Genomic DNA, 18,023 nt, shown 5'->3' on the forward strand with positions numbered 1-18,023 from the left:
TCGATTTCTGAAAGGGTTTTTATTTTATATCTAAGTACCAAATTTGATTGACCGACAAAATCCATAGCCCCGATAGTAACGGCATCCTTTTTTGTCATTGCGGTGAAAAGTTCTGAAGATTGCTTCACTTCGTTCGCAATGACAAAAAAGATATAGTGGATAGCGGGATTAAGCTCCTAATGATGATTTTGTAAAATACTTTTATTTAATTTTGTAACGTTTTGTTTCCAAAATGAAACTAATTCAAAAGAAAAAATTAAAATGAAAAAAGCCTTACTGCTCACTATATTGGTTTCCGGCGTTTGTCAAGCACAGATGTTTGAAGACCCAAAACCGACCAAAATTGACACTTTAAAAGGTTCTAATACAGAGTTCAGGAACTTTTGGGATGTTAAAAAATATGATATAGTTTTGGAACCTAATTTTGAAGCCAAAAGTATTAAAGGAAGTAATAAAATCAGTTTGACGATTGAGAAAGATGTTGTGAATCCGGTTTTTCAAATCGACCTTCAAAGTCCGATGAAAGCAGATAAAATCACAGCAAGTTTTCCAATTGCCGAGAAAAAAATTGACGGAGATTTCATTTTCTTAACTACAAAAAAGAAATTCAAAAAAGGAGAAAAATATACGATTGCTATTGATTATTCCGGAAATCCGCTGATTGCAAAACACGCGCCCTGGGACGGCGGCTGGATTTTCACAAAGGATAAAAACGGAAATCCTTGGATGACTGCTGCTGATGAAGGAATCGGTGCGAGCATTTGGCTTCCTGTAAAAGACATTTGGAGTGATGAGCCTGATAACGGAATTACTTTCAAAATCATAACGCCAAAAGATTTGGTTGGTGTTGGCAACGGAAAATTAATCAAAGAAGAAAATCTGGGTGATAAAAAGTCCTGGCTTTGGGAAGTGAAAAGTCCGATTAATGATTATTCCATCATCCCATCAATTGGAAAATATGTGAATTTCAAAGATACTTTTGAAGGCGAAAAAGGAAAATTAGATTTAGATTATTGGGTTTTAGATTATAATCTTGACAAAGCTAAAAAACAATTTGAGCAAGTAAAACCAATGATGAAAGCCTTTGAACATTGGTTTGGTCCTTATCCTTTTTACGAAGATTCTTACAAATTGGTAGAATCGCCACACCTTGGAATGGAACACCAAAGCAACGTTGCTTACGGAAACAAATATCAAAATGGGTATCTTGGAAGGGACCTTTCCGGAACTGGAATTGGTCTGAAGTGGGACTACATCATCATCCACGAAACCGGACACGAGTGGTTTGCGAACAACATTACGGCAAAAGACCAAGCTGATATGTGGATTCACGAGAGTTTCACAACCTATTCCGAAACCTTGTTTGTGGACTATGTTTTTGGGAAAGCTGACGGCAACAATTATCTGCAAGGATTAAGAGGAAATATCCAAAATGACAAACCAATTATCGGGATATACGGCATCCGAAATGAAGGCAGCGGCGATATGTATCCAAAAGGTGCGAATATGATTCACACAATTCGTCAGGTGATTAATAATGATGAGAAATTTCGTCAGATCTTAAGAGGTTTGAATAAAGATTTTTATCATCAGACCGTAACTTCTGCACAAATTCAGAATTACTTTTCTGAAAAATCAGGCATTGATTTAAAGTCGATTTTTGACCAATATCTGACAACCATCAAAATCCCTACTTTGGAATATAAGCAGAATGGCAATCAACTGACTTACAAATGGACAAATGTGGTTCCGAATTTGAAACTTCCAATCAGACTAGCAGATGGACAGGAATTGAAACCAACGGAACAGAATCAGACAACTACTTTGAAATCTGACAAACCAGTTGAGTTTGATAAAAATTATTACATCCAAGTGAAGCCTGTTAATTAATATTTCAGTATCTTTAATACACATAAAAAAACCATTTCAAATTCATCTTTGAAATGGTTTTATATTTAACATAAATTCAAAAACATATTATGAGAAACAAATTCATACTCTGGGGAATTGTTGTATTAATCGTGACTTGGACGACAGCTTTGTTAATAAAAGCCCATTATTGGATCCCGATTTTCCTGACCTTTCTTTATATTTTAGGGATTTACAACACGTATCAAACGAAACATGCAATTCTTAGAAACTTCCCTGTTCTTGGTTATTTCCGTTATATTTTTGAGGAAATTTCTCCGGAGATTCAACAATATTTTATTGAAAGAGAGACAGACGGAAAACCATTCCCGAGACATCAAAGGTCAGCTGTGTACAGAAGGTCAAAAAACCTGAGTGATACAGTACCATTCGGAACACAACTGGAAATCAATCATCGGAAATATGAAGGCATCAAACATTCTATCTACGCCAAACATCCAAAAGAAGAACTGCCAAGAGTAACTATTGGAGGCAAAGATTGTAAGCAACCTTATAACGCATCACTTTTTAACATTTCTGCAATGAGTTTTGGAGCGTTGAGTGACCGTGCTCAGATGGCTTTGAACCGAGGTGCAAAAAAAGGGAACTTTTACCACAACACCGGCGAAGGCGGTATTTCTCCCCATCATTTGGAAGGCGGCGACCTTTGCTGGCAGATTGGAACAGGTTATTTCGGATGCAGAAATGAAGAAGGGAAATTCGATGCCGAATTGTTTACAAAATACTCGAATCTGGATAATGTGAAAATGATTGAAATCAAATTGTCTCAAGGTGCAAAACCAGGTCACGGCGGTGTTTTACCAGCTGTAAAAAATACGCCGGAGATTGCCAAAATCCGACACGTCCCACCTGGCGTTACGATTCTTTCGCCACCATCACATAGTGCTTTTTCTGACGCGGAAGGTTTGTTGAGATTTGTGCAGCAATTGCGTGAGCTTTCTGGCGGAAAGCCAGTTGGCTTCAAGCTTTGTATCGGCGACACGAAAGAGTTTGAAGACATCTGCGAACAGATGAATATCCTGAACATCTATCCTGATTTTATTACCATAGATGGCGCAGAAGGTGGAACGGGCGCAGCGCCACCAGAGTTCTCAGACGGTGTTGGGATGCCATTGGAACCTGCATTGATTTTCGTGAATAAGACTTTGATTAATTATGAATTAAGAGATAAATTGAGAATCATTGCCAGCGGAAAAGTTTTGACTTCCTTGGATATTCTAAGAGCTGTTGCAATGGGCGCTGACCTTTGTAACAATGCCAGAGGATTTATGTTTTCACTAGGCTGTATCCAGGCGTTGAGATGCAACACCAACACTTGCCCAACCGGTGTTGCGACGCAAGATAAAATGCTGATCAAAGGACTGGACACCAATGATAAAACCGAACGTGTTTATCAGTTTCATAAAAATACTTTACATACGTGTAATGAGTTAATTGCCGCAGCAGGAAGAGAGTCTTACGACCAAGTTGATGCTTCTATGTTTATGCGAGGTGATGAGTTTGAACATCTTTCTGACACTTACTTCCCAGATATTTTGGAGAATGTGAGGAGAAAATAATCAATTGATAAAAAAAACGTCTGGAGTTTTCCAGACGTTTTTATTTTGAATATACAATTCTTATTCCCACTCAATCGTTGCTGGTGGTTTCGAACTGATGTCGTAAGCTACTCTGTTGATTCCTCTCACTTCATTAATAATTCTACTTGAAACGGTGTCCAAAAACTCATACGGTAGTCTGCTCCAAGTCGCCGTCATAAAGTCAATGGTATTGGCAGAACGGACAACGGCTGTATATTCATAAGTTCTTTCATCACCCATTACACCAACGGATTTTACCGGAAGAAGAACCACGAATGCCTGAGAAACTTTCTCATACAAATCATTTTTATATAATTCCTCGATGAAAATATCGTCAGCTTCTTGCAAGATTCTTACTTTTTCAGCATCAACTTCTCCCAAAACTCTGATTCCTAAACCTGGACCTGGAAACGGATGTCTGTAAACCAACTCGTGCGGAATTCCCAATTCCTCGCCTACTTTTCTCACCTCATCTTTGAACAATTCTCTTAAAGGTTCCAACAGTTGGAATTCCATTTCTTCCGGAAGTCCACCTACGTTGTGGTGTGATTTGATAACTGCAGAAGGCCCATTTACGGATTGAGATTCGATGACATCCGGATAGATTGTTCCTTGCGCTAAGAATGTTGCACCTTCGATTTGTTTTGATTCTTCATCGAAAACGTGAACAAACTCGTTACCGATGATTTTTCTTTTTTCTTCCGGGTCACCGATGCCGGCTAATTTGGATAGAAATCTCTTGGAAGAATCTACCATTTTGATATTCATATCGAAGTGCTTTCCGTAATTTTCCATTACTTTTTTGCCTTCGTCTTTTCTCAAAAGTCCTGTATCTACAAAAATACAATTCAGTTGATCGCCAATTGCTTTATGGATTAAAACCGCAGCAACAGAAGAATCCACGCCGCCGGACAATCCAAGAATCACTTTTTGGCCACCCACTTTTTCTTTGATTTCTGCAACGGTTTTCTCGATATAATTGGTCAGTTTCCAGTTTTTGTCTGCTTTACAAATTCCGAATACGAAGTTCTCCAGCATCTTTCCACCTTCTTCGGAATGCGAAACTTCCGGATGAAATTGTACTGCATAAATCTTCTTTTCAGGATTTGAAATCGAAGCGATAACACCCGACTTGGCATTGAGTTCAAAACCTTGTGGTAACTCTGCAACCTCATCGAAATGGCTCATCCAAACGACTGAATTTTGATAAACACCTTTCAGCAATTCGTTTTCTTTAACGATGTCTAAGTGTGCTTTTCCATATTCGCCTTTTTCTCCTTTGGCAACTTTGCCACCCAAAAGATGAGCTGTTAATTGCATTCCGTAGCAGATTCCTAAAACCGGAATTCCTTGTTCATACAATTCTTTTTCTACAAGGTGCGCATTTTCTGCATTCACAGAACTTGGCCCTCCGGAAAGGATGATTCCTCTTGGTTTTTTCTCAAGAATTTCTGATAATGGTGTGTTGAATGGTACTATTTCCGAATAGACTTCCATTTCACGGATTCTTCTTCCAATCAATTGGTTGTACTGTGAACCGAAGTCTAAAATGATAATTCCGTTTTGCATATAATGTTGTAATATTTTTTTAAAATTGTGCGTAAATAAAGGTTCTTTTGAACGGGTAAAATACCGGCGAACCTGTGAAAACTTTTCTCAGTTCTTTTTTATAATCCTGTTTGTATTGCTCTTTCAATTCTTGCGGAAGTTTCTCTACGAAAGGAATCATTGCTGTTCCTGATGCCCAGTCATAAACCGCATCTGCATCTTTCATAATGTGAGGATACACTTTTTCGAAAACATTGATTTTTTTGCCTTCGTTGTCTGACAAAATCTTGGCGTAATCTTCTATATTAAGAACCGAATATTCTCTTTTCCAACCATTGAAATGTTTCTGATAAACCTCGTGTTCCGCAACGACAGACAATAACTGATGAACTATGAAATTATGATTCGATGGAACCTGAACGGCTAATTGTCCTTCCTGATTCACTTTTGAAATGAGTTTTGGAAACAAGTCGTAATGATTTTTGCACCATTGCAAAGAGGCGTTGGCGACAATCAAATCAAATTTATCGTCCAATTCTACTTGCTCTTCTACGCTTCTTTGGAAGAATTGTAATCTTTTGGTTTTGTATTGTTCAGCTTTCTGAAGCATCTCTGCGGAAGAATCTATGCCGATAATCTGCGAATTTGGAATAAAATCCAGAAGTCCGGACGTTAGTTCACCAGTTCCGCAACCCAAATCGATAACGGACATATTGGATTTTATTTCCACCAATTTGATCAAATCAAAATAAGGTGCTGAACGTTCTTGTTTGAACTGGTCGTAAACATCAGGATTCCAAGGCATTTTTTTTAATTATTAATTATGAGTTATTAATTATAAGTTGGGTACTTCGACAAACTTAGTGTGACAAATCTAATAGCAAAAATTTTATTTTCAGTGATGTCAGGCTGAGGCTCTCGAAGCTTTTATATTAAATACACTTCCATATCTAAGTTTCCGAATTGCAAACTAGCCCCGATTGTAACGGATACCCCACAGCAAGCGTTGGCAAATTGCGGCTGCGCGAGGAGTATGAGTGGAAAGCGGGATTAAGCTCCTAAAAAAAAGAGACATTGGTCGCCCAACATCTCTGTATATTTTAGAATTTCGCAATATCTTCTCGGTAAAATCCGTAGTCAAAATCTACAGCCACCGCATCTTCGTAAACTTTTTTGCGAGCTTCTTCGAAAGTGTCTCCTAGCGCTACCAAGTTCAAAACTCTACCGCCTGTGGAAACCACCCTGTCGCCTCTGTAATCTGCGCCAGCGTAAAGCAACTTGCTCCCTTTCACTTTTTCTGCTCCAGTAATCTCGTAGCCAGTCTCGTGATTCTGAGGGTAACCTCCTGAACAAACCACTAAACAAACAGCTTTTTTATTTTTAAATTTCAAATCCAAATCTTTGCCATGAAGACAATCCTCGATAACATCTACCAAATTGTTCTCTAACAATGGTAAAAGCACCTGAGTTTCCGGGTCGCCCAATCTCATATTATATTCTAGAAGATAAGTTCCGTTTTTGGTAATCATCAATCCGAAGAAAATAAATCCTTTGAAGCTAAGACCTTCTTTTTTAAGACCTTCTACGGTTGGATTCATAATATGTTCTACGAAATCCTGATGATGTGCTTCTGTAAATTCTGGGCTTGGTGCCGCAGAACCCATTCCGCCAGTATTTGGACCTTTGTCGCCGTTTCCTACTTTTTTGTAATCTTTTGCAGGAACAAAAGGGAAGATTTTTTCACCATTGGAAACTCCAATAATTGAAGCTTCGAAACCTTGAAGAAACTCTTCTATAATCACCTGAATCCCAGAATCTCCAAAGATTCTTTTAATCATAAAATCGTGAATTGTACCCTCTGCTTCTTCCAAATCTTCAGCAATCACCACACCTTTTCCGCCAGCTAAACCACTAGCTTTGATTACTAATGGAAACTCTTGTTTTTGAAGATATTCTCTAGCCTCAATATAAGAATCAAATGTCACAGATTGTGCCGTTTTGATTCCGTAAGTTTTCATAAACTTTTTAGAAAATGCTTTGCTACCTTCTAGTGAAGCCGCTTTTTTTGATGGACCGAAAACTTTCAAATCCACTTTTTTGAACTCGTCCACAATCCCTTCTACAAGAGGTGCTTCCGGACCAACGATTGTCAAATCGACTTTGTTTTTAATTGCAAAATCTCTAAGCGCAATGATATCTGATTCGTTTATATTTTCTCCTAATTTTTCTGTCGTGGCGTTGCCAGGCGCGAAAAACATTTTTGTAATCCTGTTATCCTCGCTCAATTTAGTTGCCAAAGCCGAAGCACGGCCGCCATTTCCAACAATAAGTAATCTCATCTGTAAATATTAATGTTTTTGTGGATAAAACGCTTGAAATCTTTCTATTTCCGGAGAACTTTCGTTTGTAGCGTTTCGTCTGTTTTCAGTTTCACTTTTTAAAGTGCCAAATTTAAGATTTTTCAATGACAATTCTCATACCGAGATGAGTGTAATTTTCTTAAAAAAATATTAAAATGATAATACTGAATAAATGCCTGATAAAATCTGTAAAAATTATCTCTAGTAGATTTCACGAATTCAGGAAATAAAACTAATAGAAATAGATTAGCCAAATTTGCTTGATTTGCGAGAGATATAATGATTCATTAAACTACAACATAGACACATAGTTTTTGTATGGATTTGAGGTAAAATAGTTGTTGAATTACTTCTCTTTTATCTTTGTACATAAAGATTGCGCATTGCTATGTGCCTATGTGGTTTGATTAAATTTATAATTATATAGGCAATTCCATTGGAACTTCTATCAATAATATTTCTGAGTTTTCCCGTGCTTCTAAAGTGAAACTGTCTGTATCCCAAATTCCGAAACCGTCTCTTTCATCCAGAATTTGGTCTCCGATTTTAGCTTTTCCTTTGATGACAAAAACGTAAACACCGTTGCTAGATTTATTGATTTTATAGTCTTTGGAAAAACCTTTGTCAAATTTGGCCAAATTGAACCAAGCATCCTGATGAATCCAAACGCCGGCGTCATCTGCATTAGGCGAAAGAATTTGCTGAAAATCATTCTGAACCGAATTTTCCTCGATGTTGATTTGGTCGTATCTTGGTTTTACATCTGTTTTGTTGGGAATAATCCAAATTTGTAGAAATTTCACTGGTTGCTCAGTTGCATTTTCTTCGCTGTGCATAATTCCGGTTCCTGCTGACATCACTTGAATATCGCCTTTTTTGATGATTCCGGAATTGCCCATATTATCACCGTGACGCAAATCGCCTTCCAAAGGAATAGAAATAATCTCCATATCGCGGTGCGGATGTCTCCCGAATCCCATTCCGCCTTCTACAAAATCATCATTCAAAACTCTCAAAACTCCGAAATGGGTTCTTTCCTGGTTGTGATAATTGGCAAAGCTAAACGTGTGATGACTTTTCAACCAACCGTGATTGGCGTAACCTCTACTATCTGCACTGTGATATACTGTTTTCATTTTAAATTGATTAATTTTTAGGCTTTTGTTGATACAAATTTCCTTCTTTGAAAACTTCTACACATTGACGTAGGATAAGAACGGAAAAACTCCAACGATGGTTGGAGTTTTTATTATTAACACAAAGGCGGAAAGTTTTTATTGTATAAGCGCTATGCTTTTAGGGCACAAATATTTTTAACTTCATTAAAATCAAACAAGCATATTCAACACATCAGGATTATCATTCAAATAAGATTCGAAATAACCAAGATCTTTCATTCTCTGTTTCAAGCCATTAAAATCAGAAATATTGGAAAGTTCGATTCCTACAATCGCCAAAGCAGTTTCCCTTGAATTTTTTTTGGTATATTCGAAATGGGTGATATCGTCATTTGAACCGAGAACATTCAGCACAAAATCTTTCAGAGAACCTGGACGTTGTGGGAATTTGACCATAAAATAATGCTTCAACCCATTGTAAAGCAAAGCGCGTTCTTTGATTTCCTCCATTCTGGTAATATCATTGTTGCTTCCGCTGACGATGCAAACTACATTTTTACCCTTAATCTGATTTCGATATTGTTCCAAAGCTGAAATAGAAAGCGCTCCGGCCGGTTCCAAAACAATTGCATCTTTGTTATAAAGTTGAAGAATCGTATCACAAATCATCCCTTCATCCACAGGAATGCAATCTGCAAGCGCATTTTTGCAAATCTCAAAAGTCAAATCCCCTACTCTTTTAACCGCTGCTCCATCTACAAAACCATCAACTTCCAATAATTCTGTATTGAGATTATTATTGATAGAAGTTCTCATAGAAGGCGCACCTTTTGGTTCAACGCCGATTAACTGAGTTTCTTTTGACAGCTCTTTAAAAACGGTAGAAATTCCGGAAGCTAAACCGCCACCACCAATCGGAATGAAAACAAAATCAATATTTTCTTTTTGTTGCTCTAATATTTCCAATGCCAAAGTTGCCTGTCCTTCGATAATCTGAACATCATCAAAAGGATGAATAAAAGCTGCTCCCGACGTTTGCGCAAATTCCAAGGCTGCATTTTTTGAAGCATCAAAAGTATCGCCGACTAATTTGATTTTGGCAAAGTTTCCGCCGAACATTTCGACTTGTTCCAGCTTTTGTTTCGGAGTTGTCACGGGCATAAAAATCGTTCCTTTAATCTGAAGCTGTTTACAGGAAAAAGCTACTCCCTGGGCGTGATTTCCGGCGCTTGCACAGACTATTCCGTCCGAAGTTTTGCCTTCATTGTAAAGACTTTTGATTTTATTGTAGGCCCCACGTAATTTATACGACCTCACAGGTTGCAGGTCTTCTCTTTTGAGAAAAATATTGGCTCCAAATTTATCTGACAAGCGGGCATTGTATTGCAATGGTGTATAATTCACAACATTTTCTATACTTTTTCGGGTTTCTTTTACCGTTTCCAAGGTTGGAAATATCATCGTTTCATTCATTTTTAATTTTATTTTTTTAACCACTATGAGCACAAAGATTTTCACAAGGAGCACAAATTTTAAAATTATTCGTACACATTTTTATGGTCTTTGTGAAAATCTTTGTGTTTCTTGTGGTTTAAATCATTTTTGCTCATTCCGTTTTCCAAGACGAGTTTGTGACTGAGTTTTTTTGGTAATTGAGATTCAAAATGCCCAACATAAATCAACGATTGTCCTTGACCTGCCAAATCATCAATTACCTGATTGAAATATTGCGTCTGTTCGCTGTCCATTCCCTGACAAGGTTCGTCCAGAATTAAAAGTTTTGGTTTTTTAATCAATGTTCTTGCGAGCAAAGCCAGGCGCTGTTTTCCAAGTGATAAAGTACTTAATTTTTTATTCTTATCTTCCTTCAAATCGAAGAAATGCAGCATCTGCTCCAATTGTTGTTGCTGACTAAAACTCAATTTCTGAAACAAGGACATCGAGTCAAAAAAACCGGAAGCAATGGTTTGTCCGACATTCGCATTCATATCGAAATACCAATGTAACTCAGGCGAAATCATTCCGATTTTTTCTTTGATGTCCCAGATACTTTCACCGCTTCCCCGCTTTTGCCCGAAAAGATAAATCTCATTAGCATAAGCCTGCGGATGGTCACCATTCAACAAACTGAGCAATGTTGATTTTCCCGAGCCATTGTGACCCTGCAACAGCCATTGCTCACCGGAATTGACTTCCCAATCGATATTTCTCAGTACTTGTTTTTCACCATAAGAAATATTGATATTTTCCAGTTTGATGAGATTTTCCTGTTCGTTTTCCTGATTATTTTGTAAGAAAAAAGGAAGCGATTTTGGCGTTCTTTCTTCTCCTTTGGAAAAGTCTTTTGGAGAATTCTTATGAACTAATTTTCCGTTCTCTATTTCTACAAAATACTGAACATTTTCAGGATATTCGTCATCGTTATTTATCAAAATCAATGTGACATTTTCCTGAATTAAATTATCAAAAGCCTGATTCAAAAACTGTCTTGATTTGGTATCCAATCCTGTGTAAGGCTGGTCGATAATCATAACCTGAGGTTTTAGCCAAAGTGCTTTCAGTAATTGTAATTTCTTGTGTTCGCCGCTTGACAATTCTATCAATTGCTGATTTTTAAAATTTTCAAATCCAAACGGTTCTAAATAGGATTCCAAAATTTCAAAATCCAGATTTTCTTCTTTCCCGAAATGATTGAGTTCTGCAAAAACGGTTAGGGTATCATTTTTAGCAAATTGATTATATCGCTGTTGATAATAAAAATTGCGGTCGCCTTCCAGATTAGTGAACTGAAACCAATTTGAAACGTACAGAACTTTCCTCTTCAAGTTTAAATTTTCATTAAAATTGACCTCAACTTTTCCTTCAAAATTTTTGATTTCTCCGGAAATGATTTTGGCTAAGGTTGTTTTCCCGCTTCCGCTTAATCCGCCCAACATCCAGCATTCTCCGGAAGATATTTCCCAGTTTAAATTTTCCAATATGGGTTTATTATATTGGAAGTTTAGGTTTGAAATGTGGATGATTGGGGTTGACATTATTTAAGTTTTTTGAATCAATTTTGAACACAAAGTGCACAAAGATTTTTTATTAACTAACTGCTTTAAGTTCACAAAGCCGCTTCGCTTATAAAAGGTTTTGCATATAATTTGTCTTTCCGTAGGAATCTAGACTTAGTATTTTAAAATTATTGCTGAGATTTCTACGAAATGACAAAAATGCTGTTGGTTTTAACGCGCCCTGGCTTGAACGGAGCTCTTTTTCTGTCGTTGCGATTGACCAATAGTTCAACAGATTGCTTCACTTTGTTCGCAATGACAGAAAAAAGCGGGAGTGGAAGACGGATAAAGGCGCCCAAATAAATATTTTATACTGTTTTGATAGACTTCATCGCCGTCATTGCCTGACGCAGTTTTCTGCCGACAATTTCTACCGGATGATTTCTCAAAACATCGTTCACATAAACCAATTGAGCGTTGTCAACCGAAGTTTTTTTGCCTTCGTTGAAGTCTTTTCCAACCAAATCCGTATCCACCGACTTCATAAAATCTGCCAGCAAAGGTTTGCAAGCCTGGTCGAACAGGTAACAGCCGTATTCTGCAGTGTCGGAAATCACACGATTCATCTCGAACAGTTTTTTTCGTGCGATGGTATTGGCAATCAAAGGGGTTTCGTGAAGCGATTCGTAATAAGCGGATTCCGGCTTGATTCCGGCTTCAACCATCGTTTCAAACGCTAATTCAACACCCGCTCTGATGAAGGCCGACATCAAAAGATAATTGTCAAAATATTCCTGCTCCTCGATTTTCACATCCCCTGCCGGTGTTTTTTCAAAAGCTGTTTCTCCTGTTTCTGCACGCCATTTCAAAAGGTTGGCATCGCCGTTTGCCCAGTCTTCCATCATTGTTTTGGAAAATTCACCGGAGATGATATCGTCCTGGTGCTTTTGGAAAAGCGGACGCATAATATCTTTCAGTTCTTCTGACAATTCAAAGGCTTTTAGTTTTGCAGGGTTAGAAAGTCTGTCCAGCATTCCGCTTACACCGCCGTGTTTCAAGGCTTCTGTAATAACCTCAACACCATATTGAACCAATTTGGAAGCGTAACCTGCATCAATTCCTTTTTCGACCATTTTGTCAAACGAAAGAATAGAACCTGTCTGCAAAAGTCCGCACAAAATCGTCTGTTCTCCCATCAAATCGGACTTCACTTCTGCCACGAAAGAGGATTTCAAAACACCGGCTTTGTGACCGCCTGTTCCTACACAATATGCTTTTGCTTCTGCCCAACCTTTTCCCTGAGGGTCATTTTCAGGATGAACAGCAATCAGCGTCGGAACACCGAAACCTCGCAGATATTCGGCACGAACTTCGGAACCCGGACATTTTGGAGCGACCATAATCACCGTCAAATCTTTACGAATCTGCATCCCTTCTTCCACGATATTGAACCCGTGTGAATAGGACAAAGTCGCACCCTGTTTCATCAAAGGCTGAACCGAAGTGATTACCGAAGTGTGTTGCTTGTCAGGCGTTAAATTGATGACCAAATCCGCAGTGGGAATCAGTTCTTCGTAAGTTCCGACTTTGAAATTATTTTCGGTTGCGTTTTTCCACGAATCTCTCTTTTGGTCGATAGCTTCCTGACGCAATGCGTAAGAAACGTCCAGTCCGCTGTCTCTGAGATTCAGACCTTGATTCAGCCCCTGAGCGCCGCAGCCAACCACTACGATTTTCTTTCCTTTCAATGCAGAAACGCCATCAGAAAACTCTGAACTGTCCATAAATTCCGCCTGTCCTAACTGATGCAACTGATCTCTGAGTGATAAGGTATTGAAATAATTTGCCATATTTTTAAGTAAAAAGTAAAAAGTATCAAGTAAAAAGATTACCGTAACTACTTTTTAGGATTAATATTTTTTTGATTTTTAAATTTTAATTTTTTGAAAAATTACATTGTGAAAACATCGTCTCTTTTATCGAGATATTCGTTTTCAATAAGTTCGGGAGATGGTTCTCTTTTTTCAAACTCGAGGACTTTTTCGTGGATTCCTGCGCTGTTTTTGATGATTGCGATTCTTGCTCCACGCACGAATTCGATGAGCCCGTATTTGTTGAGCTCTTCAGTTAACCGGTCGATTTCTTCCCGATGTCCTGCCGTTTCAAAAACGATGTAATCCTGACGAATCACAACTGTAGATGCGCCATACTGACGAAGCAATCGTTCTACATAGACCTTTTCTGTCACCACATTTGCGGGGACTTTGTAAAGTGCCTGTTCCTGCCAGACAATTTCATCATCTGTATTGAAATAAGCTTTCAGAATGTCGATTTGTTTTTCCAGCTGACGGCAAAGTTTTCTTACGACTTCTTCGGTTTCATTAATGAGAATTGTGAATCTGTGAATGCCTTCCACCTCGGAAGGAGATGTATTCAAACTCTCGATATTGATTTTTCTTCGTGAAAAAATCCCTGAAATTCTGCCAATTAATCCAACAGAATTTTCGGTGTATAATGTGATGGTAAATTCTTGTTTTTCCATTGTTTTGTTTTTCAAAATTCCCGTTATTGGAATGATATTGAACCCTTCGGGTTTCGTGGGATGTTGATCTTATATTCCATAGGTTGCACCTACGGCTATTCATATTAAACCCTTCGGGTTTTGATGGGATTTTCATCCTATCCTTTATTAAGTCGTCCTTTCGGGACTTTGTTGAAAATTTATTTTAAACGAATTTCTGAAACCGAAGTTCCTTGGGCTACCATTGGGAAAACGTTATTTTCTTTTCCCACCATTACTTCCAAAAGATATGCGCCATCGTGATTGAGCATTGTTTCCAAAGCTGTTTTTAGGTCTTTCCTTTCTGATATTTTTTGTCCATCGATGTAATATCCTTTTGCAACGGCTACGAAATCTGGGCTCGTGATATTTACAAAAGAGTAACGCCTGTCGTGGAAAAGCTGTTGCCATTGTCTTACCATTCCGAGGAATTCATTGTTTAGAATCAGGATTTTGACCTTCGCTCCGAACTGCATAATGGTTCCTAATTCCTGCAACGTCATCTGGAATCCGCCATCTCCAATGATTGCAACCACTGTTTTTTCTGGTGCGCCATACCAAGCGCCGATTGCGGCCGGCAAACCAAATCCCATTGTTCCCAATCCGCCTGAGGTTACGCTGGATTTAGAATTATTGAATTGAGCATATCTGCAAGCAACCATCTGATGCTGACCAACATCGGTTGTGATTATTGCATCGCCATTTGTAAGCTCATTAAGAACTTTGATGACTTCTCCCATTGTCATTACATCGGTTGTGGGATTCAGTTCTTCTGTAATTACTTCTTTGATTTCTTCTTTTTCCAACTCACGGAATTTTTCCAACCATTCTGAATGGTCATTGTTTTTTAGAAGCGCTGTCAGCATCGGAAGTGTCTTTTTACAATTCCCCCAAACCGGAACGGTGGTCTTCACATTTTTATCAATTTCGGCCGGGTCAATATCGAGATGAATTACTTTCGCCTGTTTTGCATATTTATCCAAACGACCCGTAACCCTATCATCGAAACGCATTCCGACCGCAATCAGAACATCACATTCGTTGGTCATTACATTGGGTGCGTAATTGCCGTGCATTCCCAGCATTCCGACGTGTAGTTTGTGGCTGGTTGGAAGCGCACTCAATCCCATTACAGTTGCTGCTGCAGGAAGATTAACTTTCTCAATAAATGTTTTGAATTCTTCTTCGGCTTTTCCCAAAATCACCCCTTGTCCAAACAAAATAAATGGCTTTTTTGCCTGATTAATCAATTCTGCGGCCTGTTCGATATATTCATTTCTGATTTCCGGCTCCGGGCAGTAACTTCTGATATGATTGCATTTTTTATACCCCGAATATTCGAATAATTGCAACTGGGCATTTTTGGTAATATCAATCAAAACCGGACCTGGTCGACCCGTACTTGCGATATGAAAAGCTTTCGCAATCGCTTCCGGAATTTCGGTTGCATCGGTTACCTGATAATTCCATTTTGTAACCGGCGTTGTGATATTGATGACATCGGTTTCCTGAAAAGCATCCGTTCCCAAAAGTGATGCAAAAACCTGACCTGTAATACAAACAATCGGATTGCTGTCTATCATTGCATCCGCTAAACCTGTCACCAGATTGGTTGCACCGGGACCACTGGTTGCAAATACAACCCCCGTTTTTCCGGAAGTTCTTGCAAATCCCTGTGCAGCGTGAATGGCACCTTGCTCGTGACGAACCAAAATATGTTTTAGTTTTTCGGAATAGTCGTACAAAGCATCATAAATCGGCATAATTGCGCCACCGGGATAACCGAAAACTGTATGTACATTTTCCTGCAACAGAGCTTCTAAAACGGCTTTGGAACCGGATATTTCTACCGGTTTTGGCTGTTCTAATTCTATATTTTCTATTTGTGAAATGGTATTGTTCATTTTTAATATTTTTTCCGTTTAAGATTGAACCCTTCGGGTTCTGATTTGTTTGGGTTTATATCCATTCCATAGGTTTCACCTACGACTACTGATATTGAATCCTTCGGATTCGTTTTGAATTTATATCCTGTTTTCAAATTTCACCTCCAGATTTTTTTAAAACATTATTTTGAAACGCAATACGATTGCAGCCCGGCTTGAACGGAGCTCTTTTTGCGATGACCAAATAGTTCAACTTATTGCTTCATTTTGTTCGCAAAAAAGCGGGAGTGGAAGACGGAAATAGCTGCCCCAAATAATATCTTACTCATTATTATCTTATAAATCGGTGACACAGCCTTGTGAGGCATCTGCTACAGATTTGGCATATTTGTACAACACCCCGCTTTTTACTTTGTATTCAGGTTGCTGGAATTCGGCTTTTCTTTTGGCAATTTCTTCATCCGACAACAATGCGTTGATGGTATTTTTTTCAGCATCCAATTCAATCACATCTCCATCTTTAATCAAGCCAATCAATCCTCCGGCAAAACCTTCCGGCGTGATATGACCAACAACGAAGCCGTGCGTTCCTCCGGAAAATCTTCCGTCGGTAATCAGTGCGACATTTTTACCTAAGCCTGAACCCATCAAAGCGGAAGTCGGTTTGAGCATTTCCGGCATTCCGGGTGCGCCTTTTGGGCCTTCATTTTTGATTACAACTACATTTCCTTCCTGAATTTTTTTATCTTCGATACCTTTGATGAATTCTTTTTCGCCATCAAAAACTATTGCTGTTCCTTTGAAATAAGCACCTTCTTTTCCTGTAATTTTCGCAACAGAACCTTTCTCAGCAAGATTTCCATACATAATTCTAATGTGGCCAGTTTCTTTGATTGGATTTTTGATATCGTGAATGATATTCTGCTGTCTGTTTATAATTGAAGTCACGTGTTCCAAATTTTCAGCAATGGTTTTTCCCGTAACCGTTAAACAATCGCCGTGAAGTAAGCCTAAATCCAATAGATACTTCATCACTGCAGGAACGCCGCCGACTTTATGAAGGTCTTCCATCAAGTATTTACCACTTGGTTTAAGGTCTGCTAAGAATGGAGTTTCATCACTGATTTTTTGAAAATCATCCAAAGTCAAATCGTATCCTATGGATTTTGCAATGGCGATAAAATGGAGAACTGCATTGGTACTTCCTCCCAGAATCATAATTAACCTCAACGCATTTTCGAAAGCTTTTGGTGTCATTATATCGGATGGTTTGATATCTTTTTCAAGAAGAATTTTAACATAATGTCCGGCAAACTGACATTCTTCTTTTTTCTCTTTACTAAGTGCGGGATAAGAAGAAGAATAAGGTAAACTCATTCCGAGAGCTTCAATTGCTGAAGCCATTGTATTAGCTGTGTACATTCCACCACAAGCTCCTGCACTTGGGCAGGAATTCTGAATCACACCCTGAAAATCTTCTTCGGAAATTTTACCTGCAATTTTATTTCCCAACGCTTCAAAAGCTGAAACGATGTTCAAATCTTCGCCTTTGTAATGTCCCGGCGCAATACTTCCGCCATAAACCATTATCGAAGGGCGGTCGAGACGAGCCATCGCCATCAGAGAACCCGGCATATTTTTGTCGCAACCCGGAACAGTAATCAATCCGTCGTAATATTGTCCGGCGCAAACTGCTTCGATAGAATCTGCAATGATGTCTCGACTTACGAGGGAATAACGCATTCCATCGGTTCCGTTGGTCATTCCGTCACTGATTCCGATGGTGTGGAACATTAATCCAACTAGATTCTGTTCTTTAACCCCTTTTTTTACAATCTCAGCCAAACCATTCAGGTGCATATTACAAGTATTGCCGTCGTAACCCATACTTGCAATTCCGATCTGTGCTTTGTCAAAATCTTCTTTTTGAAATCCAATCCCATAAAACATCGCCTGAGTTGCGGGTTGAGTTGGGTCTTTCGTGAGTGTTTTGGAATATTTGTTTAAATTTTCAGACATATTTTATTTTTTTGACAGGTTGTTTCT

Annotated in this window: 12 protein-coding genes; 2 read left to right on the top strand and 10 right to left on the bottom strand. The window is 38.6% G+C overall.

Features of this window, described 5'->3' with window-relative positions; genetic code table 11:
* Positions 1-261: 261 nt before the first annotated feature.
* Both KI430_RS07455 and KI430_RS07460 read left to right on the top strand, forming a co-directional pair.
* A complete protein-coding gene (locus KI430_RS07455) occupies positions 262-1,890 on the top strand; it encodes a M1 family metallopeptidase (RefSeq protein WP_248877722.1) in 1,629 nt (542 codons plus the stop codon).
* Positions 1,891-1,979: 89 nt separating this feature from the next.
* Positions 1,980-3,488: an FMN-binding glutamate synthase family protein gene (locus KI430_RS07460; protein WP_248877725.1), complete on the top strand. Its 1,509-nt coding sequence runs from the start codon at positions 1,980-1,982 to the stop codon at positions 3,486-3,488.
* Between the two features lie 60 nt (positions 3,489-3,548).
* Here the strand turns inward: KI430_RS07460 and guaA are convergent, their stop codons facing one another.
* From guaA to ilvD, 10 genes are all read right to left on the bottom strand, one after another.
* The gene (gene guaA, locus KI430_RS07465) at positions 3,549-5,078 is read right to left on the bottom strand and encodes a glutamine-hydrolyzing GMP synthase (protein WP_248877727.1); all 1,530 of its coding nucleotides are present in this window, start codon (positions 5,076-5,078) and stop codon (positions 3,549-3,551) included.
* Positions 5,079-5,097: 19 nt separating this feature from the next.
* Complete coding sequence (locus tag KI430_RS07470) at positions 5,098-5,862, bottom strand: methyltransferase domain-containing protein (RefSeq protein WP_248877737.1); 765 nt, start codon at positions 5,860-5,862, stop codon at positions 5,098-5,100.
* 295 nt (positions 5,863-6,157) lie between these two features.
* Positions 6,158-7,396, bottom strand: coding sequence for a phosphoribosylamine--glycine ligase (purD, locus tag KI430_RS07475; RefSeq protein ID WP_248877739.1), 1,239 nt, complete (start codon positions 7,394-7,396; stop codon positions 6,158-6,160).
* A 440-nt stretch (positions 7,397-7,836) separates the two neighbouring features.
* Positions 7,837-8,553, bottom strand: a complete 717-nt coding sequence (locus KI430_RS07480) for a pirin family protein (RefSeq protein WP_248877741.1) — start codon at positions 8,551-8,553, stop codon at positions 7,837-7,839.
* A gap of 192 nt (positions 8,554-8,745) precedes the next feature.
* On the bottom strand, positions 8,746-10,008 hold the full coding sequence (gene ilvA, locus KI430_RS07485) for a threonine ammonia-lyase IlvA (protein ID WP_248877743.1): 1,263 nt from the start codon (positions 10,006-10,008) through the stop codon (positions 8,746-8,748).
* Between the two features lie 65 nt (positions 10,009-10,073).
* On the bottom strand, positions 10,074-11,570 hold the full coding sequence (locus KI430_RS07490; protein ID WP_248877755.1) for an ATP-binding cassette domain-containing protein: 1,497 nt from the start codon (positions 11,568-11,570) through the stop codon (positions 10,074-10,076).
* A 329-nt stretch (positions 11,571-11,899) separates the two neighbouring features.
* On the bottom strand, positions 11,900-13,381 hold the full coding sequence (gene ilvC, locus KI430_RS07495; protein WP_248877757.1) for a ketol-acid reductoisomerase: 1,482 nt from the start codon (positions 13,379-13,381) through the stop codon (positions 11,900-11,902).
* Positions 13,382-13,482: 101 nt separating this feature from the next.
* Positions 13,483-14,073 (bottom strand): acetolactate synthase small subunit, encoded by a 591-nt coding sequence (ilvN, locus tag KI430_RS07500; protein ID WP_027384999.1) that lies wholly within the window; start codon positions 14,071-14,073, stop codon positions 13,483-13,485.
* Positions 14,074-14,252: 179 nt separating this feature from the next.
* Positions 14,253-15,995, bottom strand: a complete 1,743-nt coding sequence (ilvB, locus tag KI430_RS07505) for a biosynthetic-type acetolactate synthase large subunit (RefSeq protein ID WP_248877759.1) — start codon at positions 15,993-15,995, stop codon at positions 14,253-14,255.
* Positions 15,996-16,313: 318 nt separating this feature from the next.
* Positions 16,314-17,996 carry a dihydroxy-acid dehydratase gene (gene ilvD / locus KI430_RS07510; RefSeq protein ID WP_248877762.1) on the bottom strand — a complete coding sequence of 561 codons (1,683 nt, stop codon included), beginning with the start codon at positions 17,994-17,996 and terminating at the stop codon, positions 16,314-16,316.
* Positions 17,997-18,023 lie beyond the last annotated feature (27 nt).

This window comes from Epilithonimonas zeae, from assembly GCF_023278365.1.
Lineage (GTDB): Bacteria > Bacteroidota > Bacteroidia > Flavobacteriales > Weeksellaceae > Epilithonimonas > Epilithonimonas zeae_A.